Source organism: Pyrodictium delaneyi, from assembly GCF_001412615.1.
In the GTDB taxonomy this organism is placed as follows: Archaea; Thermoproteota; Thermoprotei_A; order Sulfolobales; family Pyrodictiaceae; genus Pyrodictium; species Pyrodictium delaneyi.
Genome location: NZ_CP013011.1, coordinates 1,838,455 through 1,852,311, shown reverse-complemented (window position 1 = coordinate 1,852,311; position 13,857 = coordinate 1,838,455). Strand labels below are relative to the sequence as shown.

At 62.1% G+C, this 13,857-nt stretch carries 16 protein-coding genes; 5 read left to right on the top strand and 11 right to left on the bottom strand.

Annotation, left to right across the window (positions count from 1 at the left end):
- Nucleotides 1-61: 61 nt before the first annotated feature.
- Nucleotides 62-436: a hypothetical protein gene (locus Pyrde_RS09330; RefSeq protein ID WP_055410189.1), complete on the top strand. Its 375-nt coding sequence runs from the start codon at nucleotides 62-64 to the stop codon at nucleotides 434-436.
- Here the strand turns inward: Pyrde_RS09330 and Pyrde_RS09325 are convergent.
- From Pyrde_RS09325 to Pyrde_RS09315, 3 genes are all read right to left on the bottom strand, one after another.
- Nucleotides 433-1,149, bottom strand: a complete 717-nt coding sequence (locus Pyrde_RS09325; RefSeq protein WP_143522110.1) for a hypothetical protein — start codon at nucleotides 1,147-1,149, stop codon at nucleotides 433-435. The genes Pyrde_RS09330 and Pyrde_RS09325 overlap by 4 nt on opposite strands.
- A gap of 253 nt (nucleotides 1,150-1,402) precedes the next feature.
- Complete coding sequence (locus tag Pyrde_RS09320) at nucleotides 1,403-2,338, bottom strand: ADP-ribosylglycohydrolase family protein (protein ID WP_055410185.1); 936 nt, start codon at nucleotides 2,336-2,338, stop codon at nucleotides 1,403-1,405.
- A gap of 26 nt (nucleotides 2,339-2,364) precedes the next feature.
- Nucleotides 2,365-2,754, bottom strand: coding sequence for a hypothetical protein (locus Pyrde_RS09315; RefSeq protein WP_055410183.1), 390 nt, complete (start codon nucleotides 2,752-2,754; stop codon nucleotides 2,365-2,367).
- A 411-nt stretch (nucleotides 2,755-3,165) separates the two neighbouring features.
- Between Pyrde_RS09315 and Pyrde_RS09310 the strand changes: the two genes are divergently transcribed.
- Complete coding sequence (locus tag Pyrde_RS09310; RefSeq protein ID WP_055410181.1) at nucleotides 3,166-3,435, top strand: hypothetical protein; 270 nt, start codon at nucleotides 3,166-3,168, stop codon at nucleotides 3,433-3,435.
- Between the two features lie 103 nt (nucleotides 3,436-3,538).
- Here the strand turns inward: Pyrde_RS09310 and Pyrde_RS09305 are convergent, their stop codons facing one another.
- A complete protein-coding gene (locus Pyrde_RS09305) occupies nucleotides 3,539-3,967 on the bottom strand; it encodes a hypothetical protein (RefSeq protein WP_143522111.1) in 429 nt (142 codons plus the stop codon).
- A 29-nt stretch (nucleotides 3,968-3,996) separates the two neighbouring features.
- On the opposite strand from Pyrde_RS09305, the gene Pyrde_RS10760 reads away from it, so the two are divergent.
- A complete protein-coding gene (locus Pyrde_RS10760) occupies nucleotides 3,997-4,215 on the top strand; it encodes a hypothetical protein (protein WP_143522112.1) in 219 nt (72 codons plus the stop codon).
- Nucleotides 4,216-4,471: 256 nt separating this feature from the next.
- Here Pyrde_RS10760 and Pyrde_RS09300 read toward each other — a convergent pair whose 3' ends face one another.
- From Pyrde_RS09300 to lysW/argW, 4 genes are all read right to left on the bottom strand, one after another.
- Complete coding sequence (locus Pyrde_RS09300) at nucleotides 4,472-5,560, bottom strand: M20/M25/M40 family metallo-hydrolase (RefSeq protein ID WP_055410177.1); 1,089 nt, start codon at nucleotides 5,558-5,560, stop codon at nucleotides 4,472-4,474.
- Nucleotides 5,514-6,701, bottom strand: a complete 1,188-nt coding sequence (locus tag Pyrde_RS09295) for an aspartate aminotransferase family protein (RefSeq protein WP_055410175.1) — start codon at nucleotides 6,699-6,701, stop codon at nucleotides 5,514-5,516. The genes Pyrde_RS09300 and Pyrde_RS09295 overlap by 47 nt, the downstream gene beginning before the upstream one ends.
- Nucleotides 6,702-6,776: 75 nt before the next feature.
- A complete protein-coding gene (gene lysX, locus Pyrde_RS09290) occupies nucleotides 6,777-7,631 on the bottom strand; it encodes a lysine biosynthesis protein LysX (RefSeq protein ID WP_231656735.1) in 855 nt (284 codons plus the stop codon).
- 138 nt (nucleotides 7,632-7,769) lie between these two features.
- Nucleotides 7,770-7,943: an alpha-aminoadipate/glutamate carrier protein LysW gene (gene lysW/argW, locus Pyrde_RS09285; protein ID WP_055410172.1), complete on the bottom strand. Its 174-nt coding sequence runs from the start codon at nucleotides 7,941-7,943 to the stop codon at nucleotides 7,770-7,772.
- A gap of 314 nt (nucleotides 7,944-8,257) precedes the next feature.
- On the opposite strand from lysW/argW, the gene argC reads away from it, so the two are divergent.
- On the top strand, nucleotides 8,258-9,316 hold the full coding sequence (gene argC, locus Pyrde_RS09280) for an N-acetyl-gamma-glutamyl-phosphate reductase (protein ID WP_055410170.1): 1,059 nt from the start codon (nucleotides 8,258-8,260) through the stop codon (nucleotides 9,314-9,316).
- A 32-nt stretch (nucleotides 9,317-9,348) separates the two neighbouring features.
- Nucleotides 9,349-10,170, top strand: coding sequence for a [LysW]-aminoadipate/[LysW]-glutamate kinase (locus Pyrde_RS09275; protein ID WP_055410940.1), 822 nt, complete (start codon nucleotides 9,349-9,351; stop codon nucleotides 10,168-10,170).
- A 237-nt stretch (nucleotides 10,171-10,407) separates the two neighbouring features.
- On the opposite strand, the gene Pyrde_RS09270 is transcribed toward Pyrde_RS09275, so the two are convergent.
- From Pyrde_RS09270 to sufC, 3 genes are read right to left on the bottom strand one after another with little or no spacing between them, the layout of a single operon-like run.
- A complete protein-coding gene (locus Pyrde_RS09270) occupies nucleotides 10,408-11,589 on the bottom strand; it encodes a SufB/SufD family protein (RefSeq protein WP_143522113.1) in 1,182 nt (393 codons plus the stop codon).
- Nucleotides 11,590-11,619: 30 nt separating this feature from the next.
- Nucleotides 11,620-13,050: a Fe-S cluster assembly protein SufB gene (sufB, locus tag Pyrde_RS09265; protein ID WP_055410166.1), complete on the bottom strand. Its 1,431-nt coding sequence runs from the start codon at nucleotides 13,048-13,050 to the stop codon at nucleotides 11,620-11,622.
- 6 nt (nucleotides 13,051-13,056) lie between these two features.
- A complete protein-coding gene (gene sufC, locus Pyrde_RS09260) occupies nucleotides 13,057-13,821 on the bottom strand; it encodes a Fe-S cluster assembly ATPase SufC (protein WP_055410164.1) in 765 nt (254 codons plus the stop codon).
- Nucleotides 13,822-13,857: the final 36 nt, after the last annotated feature.

Below are 13,857 nucleotides of genomic sequence, written 5' to 3'. Positions count from 1 at the left end.
GGCTCTTCTCTCGCTCTTTTCTCTCTCCCAGAACTCTCCGGCGCTGTGTGGTGTCATAGCCGTGTGGAGGACAGCACTTCTCTACGCTGCAACAACCATAACCATGATCCTCGTAGCCCTCGACGCGCTCTCGGTCTTCTTCCTGCTGCTAAACCCCGAGGGCTATTGGGACGGCGCGAAGCTCGACGGAAAGGAAGCCCTCCACAAGCTGCTCCCAGTTTTCGCAGCACCCCTCGCAGCAGAGACGGCCGCGCTCCACTTGCTCCGCCGAAGCGGAACAGCTCTCGCCGCACCACTACTGACCCTAGCGGCAGCTCTACACTACTACGCAGGGCTCCACATCTGCGCTGACTGCCAGATGTCGCCAGGCGAGACGGTAGAAGCAGTCCTAGCAGCTCTCCTAGTCTCTGCTCATATGGTATCTAGGGGAGTCTAGGGCTCTAGGAGCCCTGAACCGGTCCTTGCCAGCTCCATTACTGTGCGACGGCTCTCGGCTGTGAGCCTCGCGGCTGAGAGTAGCCGGCGGCTGAGCCTGCCGGCCAGCTTTATCGCCTCGCGTAGCATCTCGACTTCGGGGCCGTCGTAGCCTAGCTCTTCTGCGCGGCGTAGCAGCCTCGCTGCTAGCTCTAGTTCGTTGAAGGCCAGGCTGCGGAGTCTCGCTAGCTCTGTGCGGGCTAGCCGGGGCTTTGCTGCTAGGCGGCGTAGCTCCTCAAGCATGCCCGCGGGGTCTAGGCTCGCTATCTGGACCCGTAGCAGCTCGGTCTCGGGGTCTAGGAGTTCCTCCTCGTCGCCCTCAATCGGGGGCTCTGTTGCGTCTATGCCCTGGTCGTAGGCGTCGAGGGCCTCCACTACGGCGTCTAGGTCGAGGAAGCGCCACCAGTGCTGGTTGCTACTCCGGTAGCTAGTCTCGATGACCCCGTAGTCGCGCTCCAGGACTCTGAGGAGCATCGAGGGGTTGTAGTCTATACCCCAAGCCTTTAGCCGCGTCACGACCTCCCGGTGGCTAAAGTCCCCCAAGCGGACCCCGCGGCGCCCCCGGGCAGAGGTAGCGGCGTCGACCGCGGCGCGTAGAACAGCATAACCCCTCTCCCCGTACTCGGCGAGGAACTCTAGCACCCTCTCCCGGACGCCGGGCGCCGCGGAGCCCATAGCAGCCGGCACCTATGCTAGTCCTTGGCAGCAGGGCGAGAGGAGGGGAGAACCTCCCCTACACTGAGTAGTATAGCAGGCAGGGCTAGAAGCCAGATACACCAATGAAGGGGCCTGGGTGCCAAGACTCCCGGGTACTACCAGGGTACTGGCCAGAGGGTTACACAATATTCCTAGGTGTTGAGGCTAGAATGTACTGTTAGCTCCTAGCGCGTCTAGAAAGTAGTATTACCTCGCCGGGGGCATCCCCCGGCTAAGGCTCTTCGCCGTGGCATATCCTGCTCGCGTTGTAGAGCTGGTGTGAGGCCATCTCGACCCACTCTGCGGCCTCGAGCCTCTCTAGGAGTATGTCGTCTATCTGTCGGAGCCCCTGGTAGGCGGCGGCCAGAGCAGCGGCCATAGCCGCGGCTGTATCCGCTGAACCTACTGCAATCCCTGCAGCCGTCCGGGCGGCTTCTAGCGGGTTTTCTGGGCTCCTCATGTAGGCGTATAGCGCAGCAGCAAGCGGGTGTGGCTCGCCGCCGGGCAGAGGTGCTAGCAGCTTGGCAGCCCGGTCTATGGGCTCCCCGGCCAGGTCTGGCAGCCTGGCCATGAGCTCCCGGAGCAACGTGTCCTGGGCCTCGTCCTCGAGGACTAAGGGGAGCTGGCCTGGATCCAGCCGGTAGAGGGTGTGGTGTAGAGCTATCACGTAGAGTCTCGCGGCCTCTACGTCGTGGCTACTATTGTGTGTCACGAGTGCCTGGGCTTCGGCCATGGAGGCTGCTACGCGTTGTGAACGGTAGAACAGAGCTATCGGGGCAGCCCGGGCGGCTGCGTCGAGCCGGGGACCGTTCTGGAAGGGCTGCTCGCGGGCCTTCCACCAGGGTTCACCGCGGCGTATACCGGCTATCGCAGCCGCAGTGGCGGGGTGGTAGAAGCGGAGAGGGTTCTCCAAGTCAGCCCTCTTGGCTAGAGCCTCTGCGTAGCTCTTGGGGTTGAACCCGCAGTTCTCTGCGAGGTTCTCCGCTAGGAGTAGCATCATCTCGGTCACGCTGCCGTAGGCGTAGAGCCCGTTCACGAGTATAGCCTCGGAGCCTATGCTGCCTCCCGCCATTGCCACTGGTAGGCCGAGCGCTTCGCCCAGCGCAGTCCCTAGCAGCACATTCCGGATCAGTTCTACAGCATTGTCTTCGACCTCTAGAAGCGGCATAGAGCTGGAACCCCTAACACATCTGCCTAGGCCTCCCGGGGCTTATCTACCCAGCCCCGCCCAAGCAGCTCCCTGAGTTCGACGCTACAGAGGCTTTCTGGAAGCTCCTCCGAGCCTAGCTCCTCTAGGTGCTGGCGCAGCTTCCATAGCCTCCGGAGCAGCAGGGTCTTCGAGACGATAGCGGCGCTTGAGCCCGCGGCGCCGAGCACGAAGAGCAGTGTGAGCAGCCGGGCGCCGAGCGGGCTCAGACTGGCATAGGGCATCAGTAGTGTAGGCACAGCGATGAACAGTACAGCGAAGAGCCCGGCGCTGGCCCGCTCTGCCCGGAGACTCCTTTCCAGCCTCTTGACGAGGTCTAGCGCTGCCCTCCTTCGGCAGGGAAGCGTATAGCCCAGCAGGACACCGCTACCAGCCAACTTTGACACATCCCGGTAAGGGAACGTAGGCCCTCGGGGGTAAACACGCCTTCCCTGGGATGTCAGCAGACCAGTAGGCCCTCTCGGCGGGACGGCACTAGGGCCCGGAGGCTAGTGGTGCTTGCCTGGTACGCCTTGAGTGCTGCCCTTGGGTGCTGCTATACCTTAAGGTGACGAGCCAGGTGAGGACTCGGTGCAGCCAGATCTACACCCAGGAGTAGCGCGGTAGCTGGCATGAGGAGCAGGAGGGCTAGCAATAACAAGTACATGGTGCAACGGACTAGGTTGCTACGGATAGGCAGTAGTCTTGGGTCGGCTAGCAGCAAGCATAGCAGTGGTGGGAGGCATGCTACGGGCCAGAGGCCCTACGGGCACGTACGCTCGGCTCTATAGCCGTGGTGGTTTACCCCGTTGTGCTGGCAGCCGCGCTCGCGCATATACACACGCGAACCGTGGGTCATGCTGCTCGCCGCGCTGCTGGCCAACAGGCTCAGCAATAGCCTCCTCTTCATAGCCTTGACTACGCTCCTACAGAGGCTCTCTGGCAGCGCCACAGCCAGGATAATAGCGCTGGCCACGGTATCGTGGGGCACACTAGCCGCGGCGGTAACCATTACAGCCGGAGTCCTCAGCTCCTACCAGTCCTTCTACTCGCCTCAGCAGCCACATTCGCGGCCATAGTACCGTCCGCGGCTAGAGGGCTAGGCCGCGCTAGAGGCCGCCGGGCTACCGAAACGCGCCTAGCGAATACCTTCTAGACGCGCCTTAGGACGAAGTACAAGTGCTACGTCAATACACCCCCGCAGTAGCGGCTAATGAGCTGGCTCACAGCGTCTTCCATGCCGGAAGGTAGGTGGGGGTCGTCAAAGTAGCTTGCTAGATCCCTACACCTCCTCGCGATCCAGTCTAGCCTGCCTAGCCTCTCGGCTTCGGCGAGCTCTATACCCAGGGCTATGAGGTGTGCTCGGTAGGTGTCGGGGTACGCCTCCACAACGGTGCCCCGGGTTATCCGGTAGCCCATGTTCTTCAGAATGCATATCTCTGCGGCCTCGTGTAGCAGGAGAAGCTCCTCGCCCAGTATCTCTTCCTGCGTCACCCTGTCATCCTCGTAGCTCGGGCCCTGGATGTATGCTAGCAGCTCCTCGGGGGAGACGCTACAGCGGAGCCCATATTCCCGGAGTCTCTCAAGGACCTCTCTAAGATCCACTGGCAATACCCGACACCATTGGTTCCGGAGGGTTCATGAGAGCGCCTATGCGGTGTCCTGCTGCCGCGTGGTGGTGCGGGGCCTCGGAGCTGCCGGGGGTCTCAGGGACGCCGAACTCGTGGCTCAGCTTACTAGCTGTGGAGGGGATAAGGCTACTGCTGGACAAGGTCGGCAGGGAGAGGCTAAAACGCCTAGTCGAGGACCTTGACTCTGACCCGAGGCGGCAAGTATACTCAAGGAACATCATCTGGTGACCCGGCTGTTGCGAGCAGCGAGTCTCGGTGAGGCTCTAGAGCCGGACATTGAGCTAGGGATAGGCAGGGACTGGGCTTTGGCAACTACCCGGCCCTCCGTCTAGCCACCGGGAGGCTGCTCATGCATACAAAGAGCCGAGAAGACCTTTAAGGCGGCAGCTGGGCCACGAGAGGCAGATACATCTCCGGAGCATCAGACTTCTCTGGCTGCGGCTTACACAACCTCCAGCCGAGGCTCAAGAGACGGTCTCCCGGGCTATGCTGGCGCCCGTGTCCTGGCCAGGGTCTTCTCGAGCTCACGTAGCGCGTTTATGTAGACGCGTACAGCTAGGTCTAGCTCCGCGATGGTTATCTCCTCGTAGCGGGTGTGGCTTAGCTCACTCCTCCCGGGGCCGTAGGCTGCTATGCTGCCCGCTACCTGGTAGAGTATGTTCATGTCGCTTGTCCCAGCCTTCACGACGGGCTGGGCCCGGTAGCCCTCAGCTAGCAGGGCGCGTATCAGGGCGCGCGGAGCCGGGCTACTGGGCTTCACAGAGACCGGTGGGAGCCAGCTGCTGGGCCTCTCCGCGATGCAGCCCTCGGGTAGCCGGGCTTCCAGCCTCTTGAGCGCCTCTTCCAGGCTGCCGCCTGGGGGTATGCGTAGATCAACCTCTAGCTGGGCCTCGTCTGCGACTATGTTGCCGCCGCTGCCGCAGCTCATCCAGGTTACTGTGAACGTGTAGCCCTTTGCCGTGGGCTCGCTCAGCTCCTCTATGGCCTGGTAGGCCTCTACTGCTAGGCTGCAGGCGCTACGGTACAGCCAGCTACTGCTAGCATGTCCCGGCTCGCCCTGGCAGCGTACCCGGAACCGGGCGCCGCCACGGTAGCCTATAGCCACCTTGGTCGTGTTGGTAGGCTCGCCTATGATGACAACGTCTGCTTTCCACCCCGAGTCTACGAGGTACCATGCGCCGTGGCTCGGGCCCTCCTCGCCGACAGCTGCTACAACTTCTACGAGAATCCTCCGGGGCCGGTAGAGAGAGGCGGCAACCACCATCGCTGCTAGCGGTGCCTTAGCGTCCACCGCGCCCCGGCCACGGACCACGCCGGGGGGAGACGAGGGCTCGACCCAGCCCGGGACCGTGTCTATGTGGCTGACTAGGGCCACGCGCGGCGGGTCCTCAACGGGCTCGCTGGGCTCCACTAGTAGCCGGGCGTTCCCCACCGCGTCGCGCCAGGCGGCGCTGAAGCCCAGGCTCCAGGCCTCGTCGACGAGCAGCTTCGCGGCATCGTCCTCCATGAAGGTGGGGCTGTAGACGCTAACCAGCTCTCTGAGTAGCCTGGCTGCTCTGGAGCCGTAGTACACAGTCCCGCACCCCGCTAGCCATCGCCTCTATGTCCTCGCGGGTCACCAGGTAGGGCGGCAGGAGCCTGACGACAGTAGAGCCCGCCTTGAGGGCTAGGATCCTCTTCTCCTCCTGGAGGCAGCGGAGAACCGGGTCGGGGCGGAGCCGGAGTTCCACGCCCAGCATGAGACCCATGCCCTTGACCCGGCGCACTACCCGGACACCGTCGAGCATATCCTCTAGCAGTTGCTTCAACAGCGCGCCTTTCTCTGCCGCTTGGTCGGGCACTCTCTCCTCTACGAGGACGCGGCTAGCAGCCGCGACGGCCTTCATGGCCATGGGGTTGCCGCCGTATGTGCTGCCGTGGAAGCCCGGGGGCAGCTTCTCAGCTATCCAGCCCGGCACAGCCACCATGCTGACGGGGAAGCCGCCGCCGATAGCCTTGCCAGCCGTGATTATGTCTGCGCGGATCCCGTAATGCTCGTGGGCCCAGATGCAGCCGGTGCGGCCGAACCCCGTCTGCACCTCGTCCACGACGAGTAGACAGCCGACCTCGTCGCAGCGGCGGCGCAGTGCCTGCATGAACTCTGGCGATGCGGGGTTGACGCCGCCCTCCCCCTGTATGGGCTCGACTATGACGGCCGCAGTCTGCTCGGTCACAACCCTCTCCACGTCCTCCACGTTGTTGAAACGTGCGCGCCTAGTGTCTGGTACGAGGGGCTCGTAGCCCTGCCGGTAGAGAGGGCTGCTAGAGGTCACCGATAGCGCGCCCATAGTCCTGCCGTGGAAGCTGCCGGTGAAGTAAACTATCTCGCTGCGCCCCGTCACGCGCCGGGCTATCTTCAGCGCGAGCTCTACTGCTTCGGCGCCACTATTGAGCAGTGTCACGTACTCCATGCCGTTGGGGAGTACGGGTTCTAGGGCTTCGAGCATCTCCTCTAGCCAGGGCCCTGCTAGGCCAGGCGGCGCCACCATGACCGTGTCGAGGGCCTCCCGTATCGCCTCGACGATCCGAGGATGTCTGTGGCCGAGAAACGCGACACCGTGCCCCGTGTGGGCGTCGAGGTAGCGACGGCCCTCAGTGTCCCAGACGTACTGGCCCTCGGCCCTAGCTACGCGTATGCCGCGGGGCGCGTAGAAGTGGAGATAATGAACTGCCATCTCTGCACCGCCACCCAGGCTCCAGAGTGAGACCTAAGGAGGCGGACCAGTGGGGACTTTATCGTGTCCCTCGGGCTAGCGGCGAGCTAGCTCGACCAGATAGTCCAGTATCTCTGCCGCTACGTCTACCCCGGTCACCGCTACTGTGTTCTTGAACTCTGGTACCGGGTTAACCTCGTTCACTATGTAGCCGCGTTCTGGGTCCTCGAAGACGTCGACCCCAGCGACTTCTAGTCCTACGGCCTCAGCTGCACGTACAGCTAGCTCGCCTAGCTCGCCCTCGGTGGGAGCTGGCTCGGCCTTGCCACCCCGCGCGGTGTTGGTAATCCAGTGGCTAGAGTAGCGGTATATGGCTGCCACCGGCCTGCCGCCGACAACTGTGACGCGTATATCGCGGTCGGGCTTCTTGACGTACTCCTGGATGAGGTGTACCTTCATCTCGGGCTGCGGCATATACTCGCGGTGCTCTAGTATCACGCGAAGGTCCTCCCAGTCGTCAGCCAGGGCGAGCATCCGGCCCCAGCTGCCGTTTGTCGGCTTGACTACCACCGGGTAGCCTATCTCTTCGGCTAGCTTGCTGGCTGCCTCGGAGCCGAAGGCTACGCCCGTAACTGGTGTTGGTATGCCGGCAGCTGCTAGTAGCGAGAGACTCCACACCTTATCGTTGGCGGCCGCTGTGGCCTGGCCCCGGTTGACGACTCGTACCCCGATGCTCTCGAGGAGGAGCGTCGAAGATAGAGCTACGTAGTGACTTATACTCCTCTGGAGCACCACGCTAGGCAGCTTTGCTCCGAGGCGGCGGTCGCCTATAAGCGCGTAGAAGCTTGGCATATGCAACAACTCTAGTTCTACGCCGCGGCGCCGCGCTGCAGCGGCTATCGCCTTCTCCTCCCAGCGAGCCACCATGTAAGCCATTCCTACTCTAGGCAAGGCCAGTGTCTACCCCCGATAGCGTTGTGTCATACACGCTCACTGTCATGGTGAAGTGGTGCCCGGAGAACCCGGGCCAATACCCGAGAAAAACACGGTGTAGTGCCCGCTCCTTCGAGTGCTTTCTACTGGCGGGCTTTACTCGCCCCAGTCCTCGCCGACGCCCTCAAAGGGCTTTAGCTCGAAACTCCCGTCATCCTTCTTGACTACTTCTAGGGTTACGCCGCAGTCGTGGTCTATGAGTTCACCTGGCATGGCGTCGTCTGGTACCTCTACAGGGCCTCCGCAGACGGGACACTTGAGTGTAGGCATCCCGGGCAACCCCGGGTGGGCCGGGGCGGGCCTTAGCCCTAATAATGCTGCCCCTTTTCGTGCAGTGCGGATTCATGTATTCAGAGTCTCGGTATCCGCACCGAGTGATTGTGTGTTGCTCCTCTCTCTGGGCCTTCGTGGGGCTGGACTAAACCAGGTGCGTGGTTGGAACCCGTCAAGGAGCCCCGTTTGGTGCAGTATGTACTATCCGGTACTATGGTTGTGGCTTGTCTTCGCAGTGGTGCGGTGGGCGTACCAGACCCCTAAAACCCCCTAGTCCTCTCTGGGCTGCACCGCGGGGTGCTGGGAGAGAGTTGGCCTACCGGGTTGCGGTCCTCGGCGCCTCAGGTTACACGGGCGGCGAGCTGCTAAGGATACTCGCTCTCCACCCAGAGGCCGAGGTAGTGGTGGCCACTTCTAGGGAGTATGCTGGTAAGCCGATACACTTCGTCCACTTCAATCTCCGCGGCTGGTACCGGGGGCTAAGGTTCTCGCCCTTCAGCGTGGACGCTATCCTCAAGAAGGAGGTAGACGTAGTGTTCTCGGCGCTGCCTCACGGTGTAGGGCTAGAGTACACTAAGACCTTCTACGAGTCAGGCCTAACAGTAGTAGACCTCAGTGCGGACTACCGTCTCAAAGACCCAGAGGCCTACAAGAGGTGGTACGGGTTCGAGCACCCCTACCCAGACCTGCTAGAGAAGGCAGTCTACGGGCTCCCCGAGCTACATAGAGACGAACTCAAAGGAGCCAAGCTCATAGCGTCCCCCGGCTGCAACGCCACCGCGGCGATACTAGCGCTAGCACCGCTCGTCAAGGAAGGACTCATAGACACGAACAGGGTGCTCGTAGACGTAAAGGTCGGCAGCAGCGAGGGAGGCTCAAAGCCTACTCGGGGCAGCCACCACCCCGAAAGAGAGAACGCTATAAGGCCCTATGAGCCCCGCGGCCATCGTCACGCTGCTGAGGCGGAGCAGGAGCTCTCCCGGCTAGCCGGGGCCCCGGTGAGGGTCTCCCTAGTCCCCCACGCGGTCTCCGCGATAAGAGGCGCGCTTGCCAGTGGCCACGCCTGGCTAACTAGGGAGGCTGACGAGAAGATGCTGCTCCGTGTCTACGCCAGCTTCTACAGGGAGAGCCCCTTCGTACGCATAGTCTATGGCACCCCGCCCGGCTATCCTGACCCCAAGTACGTGGCTGGCAGCAACTATGCCGACGTGGGCTTCGCGGTGGAGGAGAGGCTAGGCCGGGTCACAGGGTTCGCGGCTATAGACAATCTAGTCAAGGGCGCAGCGGGCCAGGCGGTGCAAGCCTGGAACCTGGCTGCTGGTCTCCCGGAGGATACGGGGCTGCGCATCCTCCCGCTCAAGCCAGCCTAGAGAACATAGGATTTCGAGAGGTGGCTAGGGGCATGGTAACAGTCGTGGTTAAGGCGGGCGGCCGCGCGCTGATGAACAACCTCGAGAACATAGTCTCCTCGGTAGCAGCAGCCGCCCAGCAGGGCCACCGGGTGGTCTTCGTCCACGGCGGCGGCGACCTGGTCACAGAGTACGAGAAGCGACTAGGAGTAGAGCCCCGGTTCGTAGTCAGCCCCCAGGGGATCCGAAGCCGCTACACCACCGAGGAGGAGCTAGAGGTATTCGTGATGGTTCTCGGCGGGCTCCTCAACAAGCGTATCTGTAGCCGCCTAGCCAAGCTGGGCGCGAGGCCCATAGGGCTCACAGGTGTAGACGGGCTCGTGCTACAGGCAGAGAGGAAGAAGAGGATAGTGATACTCGACCCCGAGACTGGGAGGAAGCGCGTAGTACCAGGCGGCTACACAGGCAGGATAACCAGCGTAGACAAGGACTTCCTCTGGAGGCTCCTAAGCGACGGCTACACCCCAGTACTAGCACCGATAGCCTACGACCCCGGGGAGGGTGTACTCCTAAACGTGGACGGCGACCAGGCAGCAGCCCGCGTAGCCGGGGCCCTCCCGGCGGACGCCCTCATAGTCCTCACGGACGTGGACGGCCTCATACTGGACGGCCAGGTAGTGAAGAAGCTCACTACTAGCGAGGCCGAAAAGCTGCTAGAGGAGGGCAAGATAGGCCCAGGGATGAACAGGAAGATACACGAGATAATCCGTGCAATAGACCAGGGTGTTAAGTACGCCGTGATAACGAACGCCGCCCACCCCGACCCCGTGCAGAGAGGCCTAGAGGGCCACGGCACCGTGATAGAACAGGGCTAACCGAGTTTCGCCTTCTTTGCGGCGAGTGGCTCAGGGTTCGGCTGTCCCTCGCCCACCTCACAGCCCCGCCAAGGGGGCTCAGCGGCCCATCAGAGGTGGCTGCAGCCATCCACATCCACGCTAGGAGGGTCTCTACCCTAGCATACCCCGGGGCTTATGTATAGTCCCCCGGAGCTCTAAATCCTCGTTGAAAAAGCTCTGATCCTGACACCTGAGTCTATCCAACTATGGCAGGAGCTAGGATAGACGGGCCAGTATCTCCTCCACAATTCTCTCAGATTTCTCGGCGAGCTTCTCGAGGTGCTGGGCTGTTGTACGGAGCCTCTCTGCGAGCAGCAGCTCCAGGGCCTCGGCCTCGCTTAGCCCGCGGCTCTGCATGTAGAAGAGCTGCTCGCGGGAGACCCGATACTGGGCAGCATGATGGCTCGCGTGCTCTACGTCCCCGGTATCTATCTCCATGAGGGGCATTGTGTAGCCCCGGGCGCGCTGGCCTAGTATCAGCACCTCGACGTCGAAGCTAGCACTACTGCCCTGCGCCGTCTCGCGGATGCTTGCCACTCCCCGTGCCGCGACCATGCTCTCGTCGAGCGCGAACCCGTATACCCTCACGCTGCTCCTGCTCCGAGTGCCCTGGTGTATCGTGTCCGCTATGTAGTCCAGCCTCTGGCTTCCAACTGCTACTCCGGCGCCACGGTGCACTAGGCTAGCGCCCTTCGCTAGTAGGGTCTTCTCCTCGACACGGTGCATGGCCGAGCCCAGGGCTATGGTGGCCGAGCGGAGCCAGGCGCCCTCCAGGACTAGGCGGCGCTCGAGAAGTGCGTGCGCCGTGCCTTCCGGGGGCCTGGCCACGGTTAGCAACTCTAGGCCCGAGTTCTCGCCCACGACCAGCTCTACCGCTGTTGAGCCGCCTCCGGCCGGCAGCACGTCGAGCAGCAGCGCGGCCTCTACACCGGGCTCGACTGCTACTACGAGGTGGCTGCTACCCCAGGCGCTCTGGGGCCTACAGACTGCTACACGGTAGACCCCGGGCTCCCGTATCTCGAGCACATAGGCCTCTTCTAGGAACGCGTAGTGGGCAGCAGTAAGCCGGGTCTCGTCCACCTGTAGCATCGAGGCGAAGATCTTGGCTAGCTCGCTGGGCGCCTCCTCCAGCCTATACACCTGGAGACCATTACCCACCGTGCCCCCGGTGCACGGGCCTATCGTGGCATCGTAGCCCTCTAGCTGGCGCTCCTGTACAGGCGCTCTGCCCTCGTCCTGGCGGGCTTCTGCTAGCTGCTTCTCGAACAGCTTCCAGTCGGTATAGTACTTGGTAGTAGGCGAGTCTGCTATGTGCTGCCAGGGTAGCTTGTCGAGCAGCTCTCGGGCCCGGCGCTTCAGCTCGTCTAGGCCTCCTTTTACCTGCTCTAACCTAGCCATGGCTGTTCCCTCCAACCCGGTGTTTGCATGCTAGCCTAGGGCGCCGTACTCGCTGAACTCTAGCTCGATCACCTTGGAGAGTATACCGAGCAGCTCCATGGGCAGCGCCTTTAGCGCGTCCTGGATGAAGCCGAGCACTATCATGGCCTTGGCTTCGCCCTCGCTTAGGCCACGGCTAGCCATGTAGAATAGCTGGTCCTCACCTAGCCTGCCTACGCTAGCCTCGTGCGTCACCTCAGCAGTAGGCTCGTCGACCTCGTTCCGGGGATAGGTGTAGGCCTTGCTCCGCTCATCCAGGATCAGGCTGTCGCACTGTACGTGGCTCACACTGCGGTAGGCGCCACGGTTTACTCTGACTAGGCCCCGGTAGACGGAGAGGCCGCCGTTGCTGGATATGCTCTTCGAGATTATGACGCTCCTCGTGTCGGGCGCAGCGTGTATCACCTTACCCCCAGTATCCTTTATGTAGGGTCCATTGGCTATGGCTACGGAGACGTTGCGCGTCGAGGCGCCGCGGCCACGGAGTATGGTCGTCGGATAGGTGTATGTTATCTTGCTCCCAATGCTACCCTCTAGCCACTCCACGTGCGCACCCTCTTCGGCTATGGCGCGCTTATTGTTGAAGTTTATGATGTTCCTGCTCCAGTTCTGCACTGTGTAGAAGTGCACCCGGGCGCCACGGTGCGCGTAGATCTCCACCATGCCGTCGTGGAAGCTGAACCCCTTGAGCATGGGGGCGGCGCAGCCCTCTATGAACTCTATGTAGCTGTTCTCGCCCGCTATGAGGAGCGTGTGCTCGAACTGGCCCTCTAGCTCGCTGCCTATGAAGAAGAAGGCCTCTAGGGGCTGGGTGAGCCTAACACCGGGCGGCACGTAGACGAAGGCGCCGCCACTCCATAGCGCGTGGTGTAGCGCGGCGAACTTGTGGTCAGATGCGGGGAAGACCCGGCCAAAGTACTGCTTAACCAGGTCGGGGTAGCGTTGCACAGCCTCCTCCATCGGGAGCAGTATCACGCCCTTCTCCTGGAGCTCCTTCTTCACCAGGTTGAGCACAGCCTCACTGTCGAAGACAGCCGTGAGCCCTGATAGCAGCCTCGCCTCTGCTTCTGGGAGCCCGAGCTTCGCGTAGTACTCCTTCATCCAGCCTGGGAGGTCCTCCCAGCTCTCCGCCTTCTCCGCCTTAGGCTTCACGTAGGCTGCTATCTCCTCCAGGTCTATCTCCTCGATCCCGATAACCCAGCGGGGCATAGGCAGCTTGTAGAATAGCTCCAGGGCGCGGAGCCTTAGGCGGCGCATCCAGTCGGGCTCCTTCTTGACCCGGGATATTTCCTCCACGAGGCTCCTCTCGATGCGGCCCCGTATCTCTATCTCCTTGGGGTAGGGCTTCTGGAAGCCCAGCAGCTCCTCAACACTACGAGCTTCGAGCACCTCCCTTAGAGGCGCGGGACGTACACCAGCCATACTGCGTCACCTCTCCTGCCCCCCGTCCCCCATGTAGGCCTGGTAGCCTTCCCGCTCGATCCGCCTAGCCAGCTCTGGACCGCCCTCGTCCACCACACGGCCGTCGACGAGCACCACTACGTGGCTGGGCTCGACGAACTGGAGAATCCTCGCGTAATGCGTTATCACGAGTACACCTGCTCCCTGTTCCACTAGCTCACGGATAGCATCGGCTATGATGCGGACACCGTCCACGTCGAGGCCGCTGTCCGGCTCGTCAAGGATAACGTAGCGGGGACGGAGTAGGAGGAGCTGAAGCATCTCGGCCCTCTTCCGCTCGCCGCCACTGAAGCCCACATTCACCTCTCTCTGCAGCATTTCGGGGCGAAGCCCTAGCTTCCCAGCCAGCTCCCTGGCCTGCTTAAGCAGCTCAGGCCGCGGCATACCTATTAGCCGCTCCTCGATACCGAAACGCCGGTTATACGCAGCTGCTATGAAGTTGATGAACCGGACACCTGGTATCTCGACAGGGTTCTGGAAGCCGAGCATTAGGCCGCGCCGAGCCCTCTCATGCGGGGGAAGGTTGGTGACAAGTTCACCGTCCAGCAACACCTCGCCGCGCTCAACACGGTAACGCGGATGACCCATCAGCGTATAGGCTAGCGTGGTCTTGCCGCTACCATTCGGCCCCATGAGCGCTACTACGCTGCCCGGGGGAACCTTGATATTTACCCCACGGAGTATAGTCTTGCCCTCGGGGCCTGCCACCAGGTCTCTAGCTTCCAGCGCCAAAACCACAACCCCACCTTTATCAACTGTTAAAGTACC